This window comes from Roseibium sp. 10G30-5 (genome assembly GCF_055809635.1).
Genome location: NZ_CM147918.1, coordinates 1,346,696 through 1,361,462 on the forward strand (window position 1 = coordinate 1,346,696; position 14,767 = coordinate 1,361,462).

Here is a 14,767-nt window from a genome sequence, read left to right on the forward strand (position 1 = left end):
CACGTGACCTGGCTTGAAGAACTCACACGCCTTCCGTCAATTTCCGACACGGAGATCAACGCTGCGCTGACTGTCGCCGTTGACCAAGGTGCGCCGCAACCTTCCAGCCTTCACCTATCAGTGCCAGAACCACTCAAGCGTCAACAGCGTCTATCCCGCAGTAGCCAATGACCAATGGACCTCGGGCTTCTGGCCCGGACAGATCTGGCTGGCCTATGAGGCGACTGGCGACAAGATTTTTCAACATGCGGCGCAAATCCATGTGCAAAGTTTCCTGCACCGCATCCGCCATCGTATTGCCACCGATCATCACGACATGGGTTTTTTGTATTCTCCCACCTGCGTGGCCGCCTGAAGCTCGTCGGCGACACAGACGGACGCGAAGCGGCCATTCTGGCGGCGGATCAATTGCTGGACCGCTTTCATGAACGCGGCGGCTTTCTGCAAGCCTGGGGCGTCATGGGAGCGCCCGACAATTATCGCTACATCATCGACTGCCTGTTGAACCTGCCGCTGCTGTATTGGGCCAGCCAGTAAAACCGGCAACCCGCGGTACCGCGAGATTGCCCTGAGACATGCCCGCACGACGCTGGCCAACTCGATCCGGGATAACGCTTCCACCTATCACACGTTCTACATGAACCCGGAAACCGGCGCGCCCTCGCATGGAGCCACCAATCAGGGCTATCGCGATGACAGCGACTGGTCTCGAGGCCAGGCTTGGGGCATTTATGGCATGGCACTGTCCTATCGCTATGAAGCGCTCACAGACTATGCCGATACGTTCAACCGACTTCTCGGCTTCTACTGCAAACGACTGCCCGAAGACCTCGTCCCTTATTGGGACCTGATCTTCACGGAGGGCGACGAACCACGCGATTCCTCTTCCGCCAGCATCGTCATCTGCGGCCTTCTGGAAATGGCTGATCTGGTTGATGCCGCCAAGGCGAAAACCTATCGCGATCTGGCACGGCGCATGCTGAAAAGTCTGATCGATCACTACGCCGTCACCGACCCGGCCATTTCGAATGGCCAGCTTCTTCATGGCACCTACTCGAAGAAGTCGCCCTACAACACCTGCCGCGGTGAAGGGGTCGACGAATGCGTCGCATGGGGCGATTACTATTACATGGAAGCGCTGATCCGCCTGACCCGCAAATGGTCAAGCTATTGGTGACAAACGCCGCATGACCACAAGGCACCTCCCCTCCGCCCCCTCTCCGGACCGAGACATAAACGTCACTTGACTTCATTCGATGCGGGCAGCATCAAGATCTCGCACTGCAATATTCGCAGGGGTGAGCCTGCACAAAGACGCGGCGCAATCCCTCTGCCGACAGACATGAAAGGTCTGGGAATGGCACTCGAAAAGGTCGTTCTGATCGTACTCGATGGTCTGCGCTACGATGTGGCGCGTGAAACATTGGGCTGGATAGAAGGCATGGTGGAGCACGGGCGCTGCGGCGTTCACCGTATCAGCAGTGAACTTCCGGCGATTTCCCGTCCGCTGTATGAAACCATCCTGACTGGTCGCCCGCCTGTCGATCATGGGATCATCTCCAACGACATCATCCGTCGCTCTGTCGGCGATAATGTGTTTGCCCGGGTCCGCAAGGCTGGTGGCACGACAGCGGCTGCCGCGTATCACTGGGTAAGCGAACTTTACGTCTCTTCGCCATTTGATCCCCTCTCCGATCGGTTGCTGATTGATGCGGATGCCGACATTCAGAATGGCGTCTTTTATTGGGATGATACCTATCCCGACGACCATCTGTTTGCTGATGCGAACGCGTTGATCACCCGCAGCACGCCGAATTTCGTGCTGCTGCACCCGATGAATGTTGACGATACGGGTCATAAGGCTGGTGGCATATCGACAGCCTATCGCAACAAGGCACGCAAGCAAGGTGACCTGCTGGCCCGCTATGTGCCGGTGTGGCTGGAACGCGGATACAAGATCATCGTCACCGCAGATCACGGCATGTCCGATGATGGCAATCACGGTGGCCCGGTGGCCAGTGAGCGCGACGTGCCGCTCTATACGCTCGGTATGCGTCTTGACCCGGCACCCAAGCAAATCGAGATTGCCGGCATGGTCTGCCGCCTGATTGGTGTCGAGGCTGGTTCCCTGCCAACCTTCACTGGAACCATCGACGCGCTTTGATCCGCTTCTTCCCCACTGGAGCCGTGGTCCTGACCACGCTCCTTGCCTTTCAGATAGCCTTCTCATCAGGTCTATGCGGGAGGAAAACCTTTACCGTGGCGGGCAAAAAAACGACGTAAATCCTGATCACGCGGGGCAACTCCGGTGAAGGTTTCAACATAGGCTGGAACACGCTTCATTCTGAGGTCCTTGCCCTCATCAACGCGCATGGAAATATAGCCGATCTGCGCCAGATAGAATGTCCGCGCCCGTACATCCGCCAGCGCCTCGGGGCAACCGAATCGACGAAACATGACAGCCAGTGCCTCGAGCCTTATCCGGTCAGCCTCTTCGATAATTCCGGCCACTTGCGCGGATTGCAAGCCCCAGCCCCGCAAGGCAAATTCAAGCCGTGAATCAAACAGAGCCTCATCGAACCAGCAATCGTAAACGTTGAGAACGGCTTCGCCGATGGTCTCAGCGTAAGCCTCGCTTTGCGCCACAAGACTGCCGGTATTCTTATCACGCCAACGCCACATCAGTGCATCCAGAAGCGCTTCACGATCCTTGAAAAACCAATAAAAACTGGTGCGCGACAGGTTCATCGCCTTGGCCAGCTTCTGTATTCGCACCCCGTCGATGCCCGCTTCGATCAACGCCTGATGGGCCGCGTCCAGCCAGATCTTTTCAGAGCCGCGCCAGCCCGTATCATTGCTTGTATCCGTCATGCGGCTGCCTTCTATCAGGGCCTTTGGGCAAAGACAAACGTGAAATGTACACTTATGTCAATTTAATTGACGTTAGTGAACATTCACGTTTAGGATTTTCGACAGAACAAAAGAATTCCAGAGGTCAGCCATGTCGAACGATCCCCTTTTGCAGCCGTATCACCTCAAGCATCTGAAATTGAAGAACCGGATCATGATTACGTCGCATGAGCCGTTTTACAGCGAAGACGGAATGCCGAAGGAACGGTACCGAGCCTACCACGCAGAACGCGCCAAGGCGGGTGTCGCCCTGACGATGACAGCCGGGTCCGCCACTGTATCGCGCGACAGCCCCCCGGCCTTTGGCAATTTGTTGGTCTACAAGGACGAGATCGTAAAATGGATGCGCGACCTCTCCGATGCCTGCCACGAGCATGGCTGTGCGGTGATGATCCAGCTCACGCACCTTGGCCGCCGGACCCGCTGGGACACAGGCGACTGGTTGCCAACCCTGTCGCCGTCTCTGCAACGCGAACCCGCCCATCGCGCAGCACCCAAGCTGATTGAAGATTGGGACATTGAGCGCATCATCAAAGACTATGCCGATGGCGCCGAACGGATGCAGGACGCCGGACTGGATGGCATCGAAATCAATGCCTATGGCCATCTGCCGGACCAGTTTGCTTCACCGCGCACCAATGCACTCGGCGATGCCTATGGCGGCGGACTGGACAATCGACTGAAGTTCACCTTCGACATTCTGCAAGCCATCCGTAAGCGCTGTGGGCCGCGGTTTCTTGTCGGCGTGCGCGGCACCTTCGACGAGATGGCAGACGGCGGCATCGACAAGGAGGAAGGGTTGGAGATTGCTCGTCGTCTGAAAGGCAGCGGGTTGGTCGACTTCCTCAACATCATTCGCGGCCATATGGAGACGGATGCCGCCCTGACGGACGTGATCCCCATTCAGGGAATGCCCAGCGCACCACATCTTGATTTTGCTGGAGATATTCGCACTGAGACGAAATTCCCGGTTTTCCATGCCGCGCGTATTGCCGATGTCGCAACGGCACGACATGCCATCGCCTCAGGCAAGCTCGATATGGTGGGCATGACACGGCCCCACATCGCCGACCCACTGATCGTCAAGAAGATCATAGAAGGCCGTGAAGACCAGATCCGCCCTTGCGTCGGGGCTAATTACTGCCTCGACCGCATCTATCTGGGCGGGGAAGCACTTTGCATTCATAACCCCGCTTCTGGCCGCGAATTGACAATGCCAAACGAGATCCCACCTGCAACGCTCAAGCGTAAGATCGTCGTGATCGGCGCAGGACCCGGCGGCCTGGAAGCGGCCCGCGTTGCTGCCGAGCGCGGTCATACGGTCGTTGTGATGGAGGCAGCCGACAAGCCGGGAGGCCAGATCCTGCTGACCTCGCAAAACCATCGCCGCAAGGAGATGATCAGCATCATCGAATGGCGGGTGTCCGAGTGCATACGCCTTGGCGTGACCTTTCGATACAACTGCTGGGCAGAAGCCGATACGGTAACGGCTGAGCACCCGGATGTAGTCATCATTGCCACCGGCGGATTTCCGCAAACCGAAATCCTGTCGAAAGGCAATGATCTGGTCATCTCTGCTTGGGATCTCATCTCGGGTGACGTCAAACCAGGAGACAATGTGCTGGTTTACGATGAGGCAGGAGACAATGCCGGACTACAAGCTGCCGAAGTGGTAGCGGCCAACGGTGGGCACGTTGAGATCATGACACCTGACCGTTCCTTTGCACCGGAAGTTATGGGCATGAACCTTGTGCCTTACATGCGCGCCCTGCAAAAAGCCGATGCTACCTTTACCGTCACCTATCGTCCTGAAGTCGTGCGACGGGACGGCAACGGGCTGATGGCGACAATCGGTAGCGACTATGGTGGCATTTCCGTTGAAAAGCCCTTTGATCAGATCGTCATCAATGCCGGCATCGTGCCTTTGGACGAGTTGTATCTGGAGCTGAAACCCTTGTCACGCAACCTCGGCAGTATTGATCACGAGGCTCTGGTGGCAGGCCATCCCCAAACCTTGACGCCCAACGCAGATGGTGACTTCCAACTTTTCCGCATCGGCGATGCCATTTCCTCGCGCAACACCCATGCCGCCATTTATGACGCCTTGAGGCTGGTCAAGGACCTTTGATCCTTATCAGACGGACCGGCCGACATAGAAAAGAGCATCTGGCGCAATACCGATGCTCTTTTCATCCGTTCTGATTGATTAAGAGCGGGCAGACGCCCTCATGAGATCACGCGCCACTGTCGGTCATCAGCCTTTCCAGCGGCTGCCATGGCTGGCGCGGAACGCGATGCTGCATATCAAATTCAAACCAGCATCCGCCACCGCCAGCTCACTGATCGAAGGCACGACTGATCGGAATGCCTGACAGAGCGCAAAACAGCAGTGTACCGACTGCTCCATGTCCAACAATCAGCACATCCCCATGCCCATGGCCAGCCAGAGAGGCATCCATCTCTGCAACAATCCTCTTCTGTGCATCATATGCGGTTTCCCAATCGCGAATACTTTGAGCAGGATGCGCGAAGAACAGGTCTGCGATTTCTTCAAATTCGTGAGTTGGCAGAAAGCCCGTCGCACTGCAGTCATTTTCGTGCATGTGAGGGCGCACTTCGACATCAATTCGCAGCGCCTCCGCCAGAGGGGCGGCGATTTGCAGTGACTTGGTTTCGCCACTGCAGATAACTCTGGTGGTCGAAGTGAGGTCCCCAAGATCGCCTACCAATGGCATCAGCCCGCTTATGCCCAACGGCACTCAGCCCCCATTCCGGCACGGGCGTATCGCGCATCGACCTGAACCTGCGGATGGGTCAAGTATCGTACGGTTTTGGCGGTCATTTCATTGCTCGGCCATCAATTCCTGACAGCCGAGTGCAAGCAGTTCAAGCACATGCGGCGCAAATGAGCGCCAGACATCCAGCCGCCAGCTTGTTTGTCCATCCCGCCACAAAACCACAGACACACCGCTGAACACCGTTCGACGTCCTTCGCCAACAGCAATACTTTCCGGATCCCGCGGGCAGCCAATGGTCAAGAGAACGGTTGCGGCAGAACCATCGAGACGGACCGACAGATCCCGGTCACTGACCTCAACAAGGCTGTGTGGATGGGTTGAAAAAATCGCGGCCATTGCAGCAGAAACACTCTCCACCGCATCAGGCTCGCTCACAATCAGCCATTCATCCGGCCCAAGGCACAAGGCTTCCACCTCAGCCGACCCCTGACTGCGGGCACCGATGGTCTGCGGCAGAGCGACGCCGAGAACACCTGAAATCGCCTCAAGGCTGTCCGGTCGGGTCCGCAGCGAAAACCGCGTTCGAAATGGCAACAGACTGACAGATGCCGCGTCGGTTTCAACCAACAGGCCCGGCTTCAGATCGCTTGGAAGACTTGTCATGATCGCACCTTCCTTCAAGGATTAAGACGGGCGCCGTCGGGATCATAAAAAACCGTCCCGGTGACTGTTGCAGCAATGGTGCCCTCCGGCATGGGGATATGCACCGTTTCGCCTTTACGCGCGTGTCCGCCACTCAGCATGGCCAGCGCAATGGGCCGCCCCATGGCAGCACTATAATAGGATGATGTGACATGGCCCATCATGGTCATGGGAACAGACTGGTTTGGATCCAGCACGATCTGCGCGCCCTCTTCCAGCTTTGTCGCACCGTCGGTCGTCAGCAATCCAACGAGTTGCTTGCGATCCGCCAACAACATATCCGGACGATTGAGCGACCGCTTGCCAACAAAATCCGGTTTCTTTTTGCCAATGGCCCATGTGAGCCCTGCATCCGCTGGCGTTACTGTTCCATCTGTATCCTGACCAACAATGATGTACCCCTTTTCAGCCCGCAGCACGTGCATCGCCTCGGTGCCATAGCAGCACATGTCATGCTGGCGACCAGCGAGCCACAAGGTCTCCCACAGTCTGCGCCCATAGCGCGCCGGAACATTGACTTCAAAGCCCAACTCGCCGGTAAAGCTTATGCGAAACAGCCGGGCCGGGAACCCTGCCACCGTACAAGACGCAACGGACATATGCGGGAAGGTCTCGGCCGAAATATCCAGCCCTTCGACAAACGGCGCCAACAGCGCGCGGGCGCTGGGTCCGTTCAGGGCGATGGTAGCCCATTGCTCGGTCGTCGACGTCAGCCAGACTTTCAGATCCGGCCATTCCGTTTGTAGATAATCTTCCATCATGGCGAGCACGCGCGGTGCGCCACCTGTCGTGGTGGTGACGTGGAAGAGATCATCACTCAGGCGACCAATGACACCATCGTCGCGGATGAACCCGTCTTCGCCCAGCAACAGTCCATAACGACACCGCCCCGGCGCAAGCTTCGTCCAGGGGTTTGTATACATGCGGTTCATGAATTCAATCGCGTCAGGCCCTGCCACCTCGATCTTTCCCAGGGTCGAGGCATCAAACATACCAACATGCGCACGGGTTGTCCGACACTCTCGCAGCACGGCTGCGTCCATATCTTCGCCCGATTTGGGAAAATAGCGTGCCCGCCGCCACTGGGCTACCGGCTCGAACACCGCACCCTGCTCTACCGCCCAGTCATCAATCGGGGTCTTGCGTGTGATGTCGAAATGGCTGCCCTTGTGATACCCGGCAAATGCCCCGAAGGTTGTCGGCGTATAGGGTGGACGGAAGGTCGTCAGCCCCACCTCAGGTGCCGCCTTGCCAAGAGCATCTGCCGCAATGTTCAGGCCATTGATGTTGGACATCTTGCCCTGATCCGTCGCCATGCCATTGGTTGTGTAGCGCTTGACGTGCTCGATGGAATGCATACCCTCCCGCACCGCGAGGCGAATGTCCTTGGCCATCACGTCATTCTGAAAATCGACAAACGCCTTGATCTTGGAGGCCGGCACATTGCTTGGCAAATCCCGGCAACTTTCGCCGGTTCCTGTCCGATCATGACCAACGTCAAAGAGATGTGCGGCCCCAACAGACCTGCTCAGTGCCTCAGCCGCACGCCGTCCGGCATCCGCGCCATCTTCAAGCACGTCAGCGATGCCCCAAAGCCCACGCCCAGCCCCGGCAATCTGACAATCCTCGATGGTTGTATCCGGCAGAAAAGTCTCACGCACCTCATCCCAGATCAACTTGCCCTTGGTATGGGAAAACAGATGCAAGGTCGGCGTCCAACCACCACTCATCAAAAGACAATCGCACTCAAGCCGTCGCGGTGCACCCAGAACGCCATCGCGCACCGGTGCAACTTCAACACTTGCGACCCGCAAGCGTCCCTCGGTCGCACAGACAGTATGGGCAGCCAGAACGTCGATACCCAACGTCTGCGCCTGCGTCACAAGATCCAGGGACGCCCCCTCAACGCGCGTGTCAACGATGGCTCGAATGGTAACGCCGGCGGACTGAAGGTCAAACGCCGCGTACCAAGGCACTGTCATGACTGGTGACAACAACGGCTGCATTGCCCACCCGCACGCCAAAGCGGTTGAGATAAATCTGCGCCGATCCTGCCAACATGACGCCCGGACGATCATTGCCATTGAACACCAACGGCTTTTCCAGCGCCCCTTGTGCCAGGATCACCTGCCCCGCACGCACTCGCCACATCCGCTCACGCGGACTACCCTCGGGCAACGTCTCCAGATGATCCGTCAGCTTCTGGCACAGCCCCACCATGTTCTGATGGTAATAGCCAATCGCCGTCGTGCGCGGCATGATTTTGACGCCAAGTGCCGCCAAGGCCTGCATTTCCGCCGAAAGCCAATCCCATGCACCCAGACCATTGATGGACATTTGAGGCTCGCTCAAAAGGCTACCACCAACTTCCGAATTTTCGTCAACCAGAACAACCTTGGCCCCGGCTTCCGCCGCCGATCGCGCAGCGGCCAGACCAGCCGGCCCAGCCCCAACCACCAACACATCGGTATGCAGGTAGCGCGAAGCATAATGATCTGGGTCATCGGTATCCGGCGCGACACCAAGCCCGGCAGCGCCACGGATCAGGGGCTCATACACCTTGTCCCAGAACGATTTGGGCCACATGAAAGTCTTGTAGTAGAAACCCGCCGAAAACATCAGAGACAGACGGTCGTTGATGGCACCTACGTCGAACGACAAATTTGGCCAGCGGTTCTGACTGGTCGTTTCAAGGCCAGACCAGATCTCCTGCATAGTGGCCCGGGTATTCGGCTCCGCCCGTCCCGGCCCTCGTCGTGTGCCAATCAAGGCATTGGGATCTTCCGAGCCAGCCGTCACGATGCCACGCGGACGGTGATACTTGAACGAACGCCCAACCAGATGCACACCATTGGCAAGCAATGCTGAAGCGACGGTATCGCCCGCACGGCCCTCGAACGTCTTTCCATCGAACGTGAAAGACACGATCTTGTCGTGATCAACACGGCCACGACCGGGAACACGAAACACACTCATGCATCACCTCCAACAAGATCGCTCAGATCCGGCTTGGCTTCCCCGGCCTTGTAGGTGGTGACGAAGCGGTCGCTCACCGTATCCCGCACAGCGTTGAAAAATCGGCCGCAGCCATGCACATGCCGCCAACGCTCAAAATGCAGACCCTTTTCATTAGTGCGAATAAACAGAAAATCACGCCACTCTTCGTCGCTCAGGACTGAGGGATCGGCAGGACGTGCGATATGGGCCTCACCGGCATGGGCAAACTCTAATTCCGGCAGTGTTTCCTAGCAATAGGGGCAAGAAATCAGCAGCATGTCGTATTCCTCAATGAGCCACGGCAGCCGCCGCTGCCTCGTCGATCAAGCGCCCTGTGGTGAAGCGTTCCAGCGTAAAAGGCGCGTTGACGGGATGTGGCTCGTCCTTTGCAACGGTCCATGCCAGTGTGTGAGCGGCCCCTGGTGTTGCCTTGAACCCTCCCGTCCCCCAGCCACAATTAACGTAGAGACCGGACACCGGCGTCTTGGCAATGATGGCAGAGCGATCGGGCGTCACATCAACGATGCCTCCCCATTTGCGCAGCATTCTCATGCGCGAAAAGATCGGGAACATCTCGCAGATCGCTGCCAAAGTATGTTCGATCAATGGCAGGCCACCGCGTTGCGAATAGCTGGTGTATTGATCCGTGCCTGAACCGATGACCAGCTCGCCCTTGTCAGACTGACTGATATAGGCGTGCACCGTATTGGACATGGCGACACAGGGGAAAATCGGTTTGACCGGCTCGCTGACAAGCGCTTGCAAGGGGAAGCTTTCCAGCGGCATACGCACCCCAGCGGTCTCCATCACCACCGAGGTATGACCAGCGGCGGATACGGCCACTTTTTTGGCCCGGATAAAGCCTTTGGCCGTCTCCACGCCCGTCACTACGCCATCCGGGCCACGACGAATGGCAGTGACGGGACAGTTTTGAATAATATCGACGCCTCGCGCCGATGCCGCGCGTGCATATCCCCAGTGCCACCGCATCATGACGGGCAACACCGGCCCGCTGCTGCCACGCACCACCCAGAACGGGATAGCGGGCGGTGGGCGAAACATTGAGGGGAGGACACAGCGCGCTGGCCTCTTTGGTCGACACCCATCGATTATCAACGCCGTTCAACCGATTGGCGTGCACATGGCGCTGAAAACTCTGCACGTCATGCACGGTATGCGCCAGCATCAAAACACCGCGTTTGCTGTACATGACGTTATAATTCAAATCCTTGCTCAACCCATCCCACAGATCAAGCGCATGGTCATAGAGCTTCGCGCTCTCGTCGTAGAGATAATTCGAACGGATGATCGTCGTGTTGCGCCCTGTGTTGCCACCGCCAAGCCAGCCCTTGTCGATCACCGCCACATTGGTGATGCCGTGTTCCTTGGCAAGGTAATGCGCTGTGCCAAGCCCATGTCCACCCGCCCCGATGATGACGACATCATATTCCTCGCGCGGTTCGCGCTCCGGCCATTGCTGCTGCCAGCCGGCATGACCGTTCAAAGCGTTTTTCAGAAGGGACAAAGCCGAAAAATGGGTCATGAGCCGCAGCAATCCAATAAAGGGTCGGTTGACTATTGGTAGCCTTTTGTCTCTTTTGTGAAACGTATAATTGCGGCATATCTATTGTAGAATTACGCAAGTCACCGCTGAGGGATCCATGGCATCGTTGAATGCAGCCTCCGGAGGAAAATTGCGGGTCGGGTTCATCCTCTCGCAGAAGTTCACCCTCTCCGCCTTTGCCAACTTTGTTGATGTTCTGCGCCTCGCAGCCGATGAAGGCGACCGCTCACGGCCCATTCGGTGCGAATGGCATGTGATTTCTCCAACCCTCCAGCCGGTCCGGTCCAGTTGCGGCATTGATGTCCACCCGGACGCAACGCTGGCAGCCCCCGACGACTATGACTACATCGTCGTGGTTGGCGGCCTGCTGGACGAAGTCGCTCCAGTGCCGCCGCAGTGTCTCGACTATCTGAAACACGCCGCAAACCAGGGCACCGCACTGATCGGCATCTGCACGGGTGCTTTCATTCTGCACCGGGCCGGGCTGATGAAAAACTATCGCTGCTGCGTGAGTTGGTTTCACCACGAGGATTTTCTGGAACAGTTCGACGATCTGACGCCAATCTCCGACCAGATCTTCGTCGTCGACCGTGACCGACTGACATGTTCGGGAGGCGTTAGCTCCGCGCATCTGGCAGCCTATCTGGTTGACCGCCATATCGGCCGGGCCGCAGCCCGCAAAAGTCTCAGCATCATGATCATTGATGAAGCGCAGACCGCAGAAAATCCGCAACCCGGCCTGCCGATGGAACTGGTCAGCAAGGACCCGGTGGTGCGCAAGGCCCTGACCCGCATGCAGCAGAGCCTGCAAACGCCAGTGACCATCGAAACGCTGGCCAAAAGCTTGCAAATGAGCCGCCGGAAACTGGAGCGCCACTTTACCCAGTCGCTGGGTCTAACCCCGCTTGCAGCGTCAACGCGCATTCGCATCGCCCACGCCAAACTGATGCTCAAGGACAGGCGGTATCCAATCGCCGACATTGCGGAGGCCACAGGCTTCTGCGATCCCTCTCACCTGTTGCGGGTGTTCCGCAAACTGGAAGGCGTGACCCCTGCCGAATACCGCAGCGCACACAACGGATACTCGGAAAACTCCTGAAAATCAGGGGATTGAACAGACATATACTCTACATCCCTCCTGCAAGCTTCTTCGCCTAAATATTAATCTCCTGAGAAAAGTATAAGCTCAACCTGATTAAAGTATAATCTTGCGCCCGGTTTTTTCCAAATTTACGCTTTCTCGATTGGCAGCCCGGCGGCATCGGATTCTCATCCGATAAACGGACGAACACTTCACGTGGTCAATGAAGTAAAAATATAGCAAAGTCAGGTGCTTGAGGCTTTTAGAGACACTTGAACACCAGATATCGTGCTGAGGAATTGAGTTGCAAAGTCACCCTCGCCCATGCGCCGAACGCGCAAGCATGGAGACCGAACATGGAAGAGACTTTTACTCCGCAGGAGCTGCTGCAACGACGTAAGCCGGGCTTTTCTCTCGAGCAATCGCTTTATACGTCACCCGCCGTTTTCCAGACTGATCTGGAAGAGATCTTCTACAAGGACTGGTTGTTCGCTCTGCCAGCCTGTCAGCTGCCCAAGCCCGGCAGTTACATGACACATCGTGTCGGGACCTATGGCATCATCATCGTACGGGGGCAGGACCGTGAGATCCGCGCCTTCCACAACACCTGCCGACACCGCGGATCGGTGATTTGCAGCGCCCAGTCCGGTCATGTCGCCAAGCTTGTTTGTCCGTACCATCAATGGACCTACGAGCTGGACGGCCGCCTGTTGTGGGCACGGGATATGGGGCCGGACTTCGACCCGACCCAATTCGGCCTGAAATCGATCCATTGCCGCGAAATGGCGGGGCTCGTCTATATCTGCCTTGCCCGGCACGCGCCTGATTTCGATCGTTTTGCCGAGACCGCCCAGCCTTATCTGCAACCACACGACCTGTCGAATGCCAAGGTTGCCTTTACCAGCACCATTGTCGAGAAGGGCAATTGGAAGCTGGTGTGGGAGAACAATCGCGAATGCTATCATTGTGCCGGAAGCCACCCTTCGCTGTGTCGCACCTATCCCGAAGATCCGACGGTGACCGGCATCTCCGCCGATGGAACCGTGCCTGAAAAACTGGCGGCACATTTCCACCGCATGGAAAGTGCCGGGCTGCCATCACGCTATACGATCGCCGAGGATGGACAGTATCGCCTGGCCCGCATGCCGCTGCTGGAAGGGGCGCAAAGCTACACCATGACCGGCAAGATCGCCGTGCAAAAGCGGCTGGGCCGCGTGCCGTTCCTGGATGCCGGCGCCTTGCTGAAGTTCCACTATCCCAGCACGTGGAACCACTTCATGCCCGACCATTCCATCACCTTCCGGCTGACCCCTCTCAGCCCGACGGAAAGTGAGGTTACCACATGCTGGCTGGTCAATAAGGACGCCGTTGAAGGGGTTGACTACGACCTCAAGACGCTGACGGAAGTCTGGATGCACACCAACGATGAGGACCGTATCGTCGTCGAGAACAACCAGCTTGGCATCAACAGCCCCGCCTATGAACCCGGACCTTATTCGAGCATTCAGGAATCTGGCGTGACTCAATTCATCGACTGGTATTGCGCCCGACTGGGCCAGCGCCTGAGCCCTTCCTTGCTGGCAGCGGAATGATTGCATGACTTCTGGTGAAATGGTCCCCGCGTTGTCTTATTGGGATGACAGCGCGGAACTGGAATGCGTCTCGGTTCTTCCCGAGATGCCGAATGTCAAAACCTTCTGTTTTCAGGCACCGTCCGGAAAGCCTTTCAACTTTCGTCCAGTGCCAGTTTCTGACACTGGAACTGCCCGTTGCCGGAGGTCCGTTGTTGCGAACCTTCACCATTTCCTCCTCGCCGTCGCGCCCCTTGTCGCTGACAATCACCGTCAAGGCGCAGGAGGGGTCCATCGGCACCCGCTGGATGATTGATCACTTGCAGGCAGGCATGCGCATCCGCGCCATCGGGCCCGGCGGCAGCTTCTCGATCAGCAATCACCCTGCCGAAAAATATCTTTTCATTTCAGCAGGGTCCGGCATTACGCCGATGATGTCGATGACCACGCTAATCTATGATCAGGGGCGCGACGCCGACATTGTTTTCGTCAATTGCGCCAAGCGACCGTCTGAAATCATCTTCCGCGAACGGCTGGAACACATGGCCAGCCGGGTGAAGGGCATCGATCTGAAATGGGTCGTCAAGGAGACCGATCCTTATCAGCCATGGACAGGGTATCAAGGCTATTTCAATCAGCTCATGCTGGGGCTGATGGCACCGGATTATCTGGAGCGTGAGGTGTTTTGCTGCGGGCCGGAGGGCTTCATGCAATCGGTGCGTGACGCCCTGCAAGGCCTGGGCTTCGACATGGACCACTACCATCAGGAAAGCTTCCATGCGCCAATAGGCGAAACCCGCATCGTGCCCGATGACGTGATCCTGGATGAAGATGCCACCTCGGAAATCGAGTTTGCCGTGTCCGGTGTCAAGCAGAAGTGCACAGAGGCCGACACCATCCTGCTGGCCGCACGCACCGCTGGCCTGAACATTCCCTCAGGATGCACCTTCGGCGTCTGCGGCACCTGCAAGATCAAGAAAATTGCCGGGGAAGTGCATATGGTGCACAACGGCGGCATTACCGACGAAGACATTGATGAAGGCTATATACTCGCCTGCTGCTCTCACCCGCGCGGTGCGGTGACCGTCGAGATCTGACATCCGGCCCATGCGCGCCTGCGGAAGACGGCCTCACACGCAACAAAGGCGGCATTCCGAGACCCGGACACCGCCTTTGTTCTTTGTTGTCTTCAGCTCTGAGCACC

General features: G+C 57.4%; 8 protein-coding genes and 4 pseudogenes. 6 read left to right on the plus strand and 6 right to left on the minus strand.

What is annotated here, in order from left to right; all coding sequences use genetic code 11:
- The first annotated feature begins 39 nt into the window (after positions 1 to 39).
- Positions 40 to 1,177 (plus strand): annotated as a pseudogene (locus tag AC0L7U_RS06845) (glycoside hydrolase family 88 protein).
- Positions 1,178 to 1,357: 180 nt separating this feature from the next.
- Complete coding sequence (locus tag AC0L7U_RS06850) at positions 1,358 to 2,164, plus strand: alkaline phosphatase family protein (RefSeq protein WP_473694826.1); 807 nt, start codon at positions 1,358 to 1,360, stop codon at positions 2,162 to 2,164.
- 71 nt (positions 2,165 to 2,235) lie between these two features.
- Here the strand turns inward: AC0L7U_RS06850 and AC0L7U_RS06855 are convergent, their stop codons facing one another.
- Complete coding sequence (locus tag AC0L7U_RS06855) at positions 2,236 to 2,871, minus strand: TetR/AcrR family transcriptional regulator (protein ID WP_473694829.1); 636 nt, start codon at positions 2,869 to 2,871, stop codon at positions 2,236 to 2,238.
- Positions 2,872 to 3,001: 130 nt separating this feature from the next.
- Here AC0L7U_RS06855 and AC0L7U_RS06860 point away from each other — a divergent pair, with 130 nt between their 5' ends.
- Positions 3,002 to 5,038: an oxidoreductase gene (locus tag AC0L7U_RS06860; protein ID WP_473694831.1), complete on the plus strand. Its 2,037-nt coding sequence runs from the start codon at positions 3,002 to 3,004 to the stop codon at positions 5,036 to 5,038.
- A 208-nt stretch (positions 5,039 to 5,246) separates the two neighbouring features.
- On the opposite strand, the gene AC0L7U_RS06865 is transcribed toward AC0L7U_RS06860, so the two are convergent.
- From AC0L7U_RS06865 to AC0L7U_RS06885, 5 genes and pseudogenes are all read right to left on the minus strand, one after another.
- Positions 5,247 to 5,645: a histidine phosphatase family protein gene (locus AC0L7U_RS06865; RefSeq protein WP_473694833.1), complete on the minus strand. Its 399-nt coding sequence runs from the start codon at positions 5,643 to 5,645 to the stop codon at positions 5,247 to 5,249.
- Positions 5,646 to 5,753: 108 nt separating this feature from the next.
- Entirely contained in the window at positions 5,754 to 6,311 is a 558-nt protein-coding gene (locus tag AC0L7U_RS06870) for a sarcosine oxidase subunit gamma (RefSeq protein WP_473694835.1), read from the minus strand.
- A 14-nt stretch (positions 6,312 to 6,325) separates the two neighbouring features.
- Positions 6,326 to 9,326, minus strand: a pseudogene (locus tag AC0L7U_RS06875) (sarcosine oxidase subunit alpha).
- The gene (locus AC0L7U_RS06880) at positions 9,323 to 9,589 is read right to left on the minus strand and encodes a sarcosine oxidase subunit delta (RefSeq protein ID WP_473695695.1); all 267 of its coding nucleotides are present in this window, start codon (positions 9,587 to 9,589) and stop codon (positions 9,323 to 9,325) included. Before AC0L7U_RS06880 ends, AC0L7U_RS06875 begins: the two are co-directional and overlap by 4 nt.
- A 46-nt stretch (positions 9,590 to 9,635) precedes the next feature.
- A pseudogene (locus AC0L7U_RS06885) lies at positions 9,636 to 10,890 on the minus strand (sarcosine oxidase subunit beta family protein).
- Between the two features lie 118 nt (positions 10,891 to 11,008).
- On the opposite strand from AC0L7U_RS06885, the gene AC0L7U_RS06890 reads away from it, so the two are divergent.
- From AC0L7U_RS06890 to AC0L7U_RS06900, 3 genes and pseudogenes are all read left to right on the plus strand, one after another.
- Positions 11,009 to 12,010 (plus strand): GlxA family transcriptional regulator, encoded by a 1,002-nt coding sequence (locus AC0L7U_RS06890; protein WP_473694837.1) that lies wholly within the window; start codon positions 11,009 to 11,011, stop codon positions 12,008 to 12,010.
- Positions 12,011 to 12,348: 338 nt separating this feature from the next.
- The gene (locus AC0L7U_RS06895) at positions 12,349 to 13,584 is read left to right on the plus strand and encodes an aromatic ring-hydroxylating oxygenase subunit alpha (RefSeq protein ID WP_473694839.1); all 1,236 of its coding nucleotides are present in this window, start codon (positions 12,349 to 12,351) and stop codon (positions 13,582 to 13,584) included.
- A 19-nt stretch (positions 13,585 to 13,603) separates the two neighbouring features.
- Positions 13,604 to 14,660 (plus strand): annotated as a pseudogene (locus tag AC0L7U_RS06900) (FAD-binding oxidoreductase).
- The last annotated feature ends 107 nt before the right edge of the window (positions 14,661 to 14,767 follow it).

Coding starts and splice junctions, on each gene's coding strand:
- AC0L7U_RS06850 (WP_473694826.1), top strand. CDS start 1,358: ATGGCACTCGAAAAGGTCGTTCTGATCGTACTCGATGGTCTGCGCTAC.
- AC0L7U_RS06855 (WP_473694829.1), bottom strand. CDS start 2,871: ATGACGGATACAAGCAATGATACGGGCTGGCGCGGCTCTGAAAAGATC.
- AC0L7U_RS06860 (WP_473694831.1), top strand. CDS start 3,002: ATGTCGAACGATCCCCTTTTGCAGCCGTATCACCTCAAGCATCTGAAA.
- AC0L7U_RS06865 (WP_473694833.1), bottom strand. CDS start 5,645: ATGCCATTGGTAGGCGATCTTGGGGACCTCACTTCGACCACCAGAGTT.
- AC0L7U_RS06870 (WP_473694835.1), bottom strand. CDS start 6,311: ATGACAAGTCTTCCAAGCGATCTGAAGCCGGGCCTGTTGGTTGAAACC.
- AC0L7U_RS06890 (WP_473694837.1), top strand. CDS start 11,009: ATGGCATCGTTGAATGCAGCCTCCGGAGGAAAATTGCGGGTCGGGTTC.
- AC0L7U_RS06895 (WP_473694839.1), top strand. CDS start 12,349: ATGGAAGAGACTTTTACTCCGCAGGAGCTGCTGCAACGACGTAAGCCG.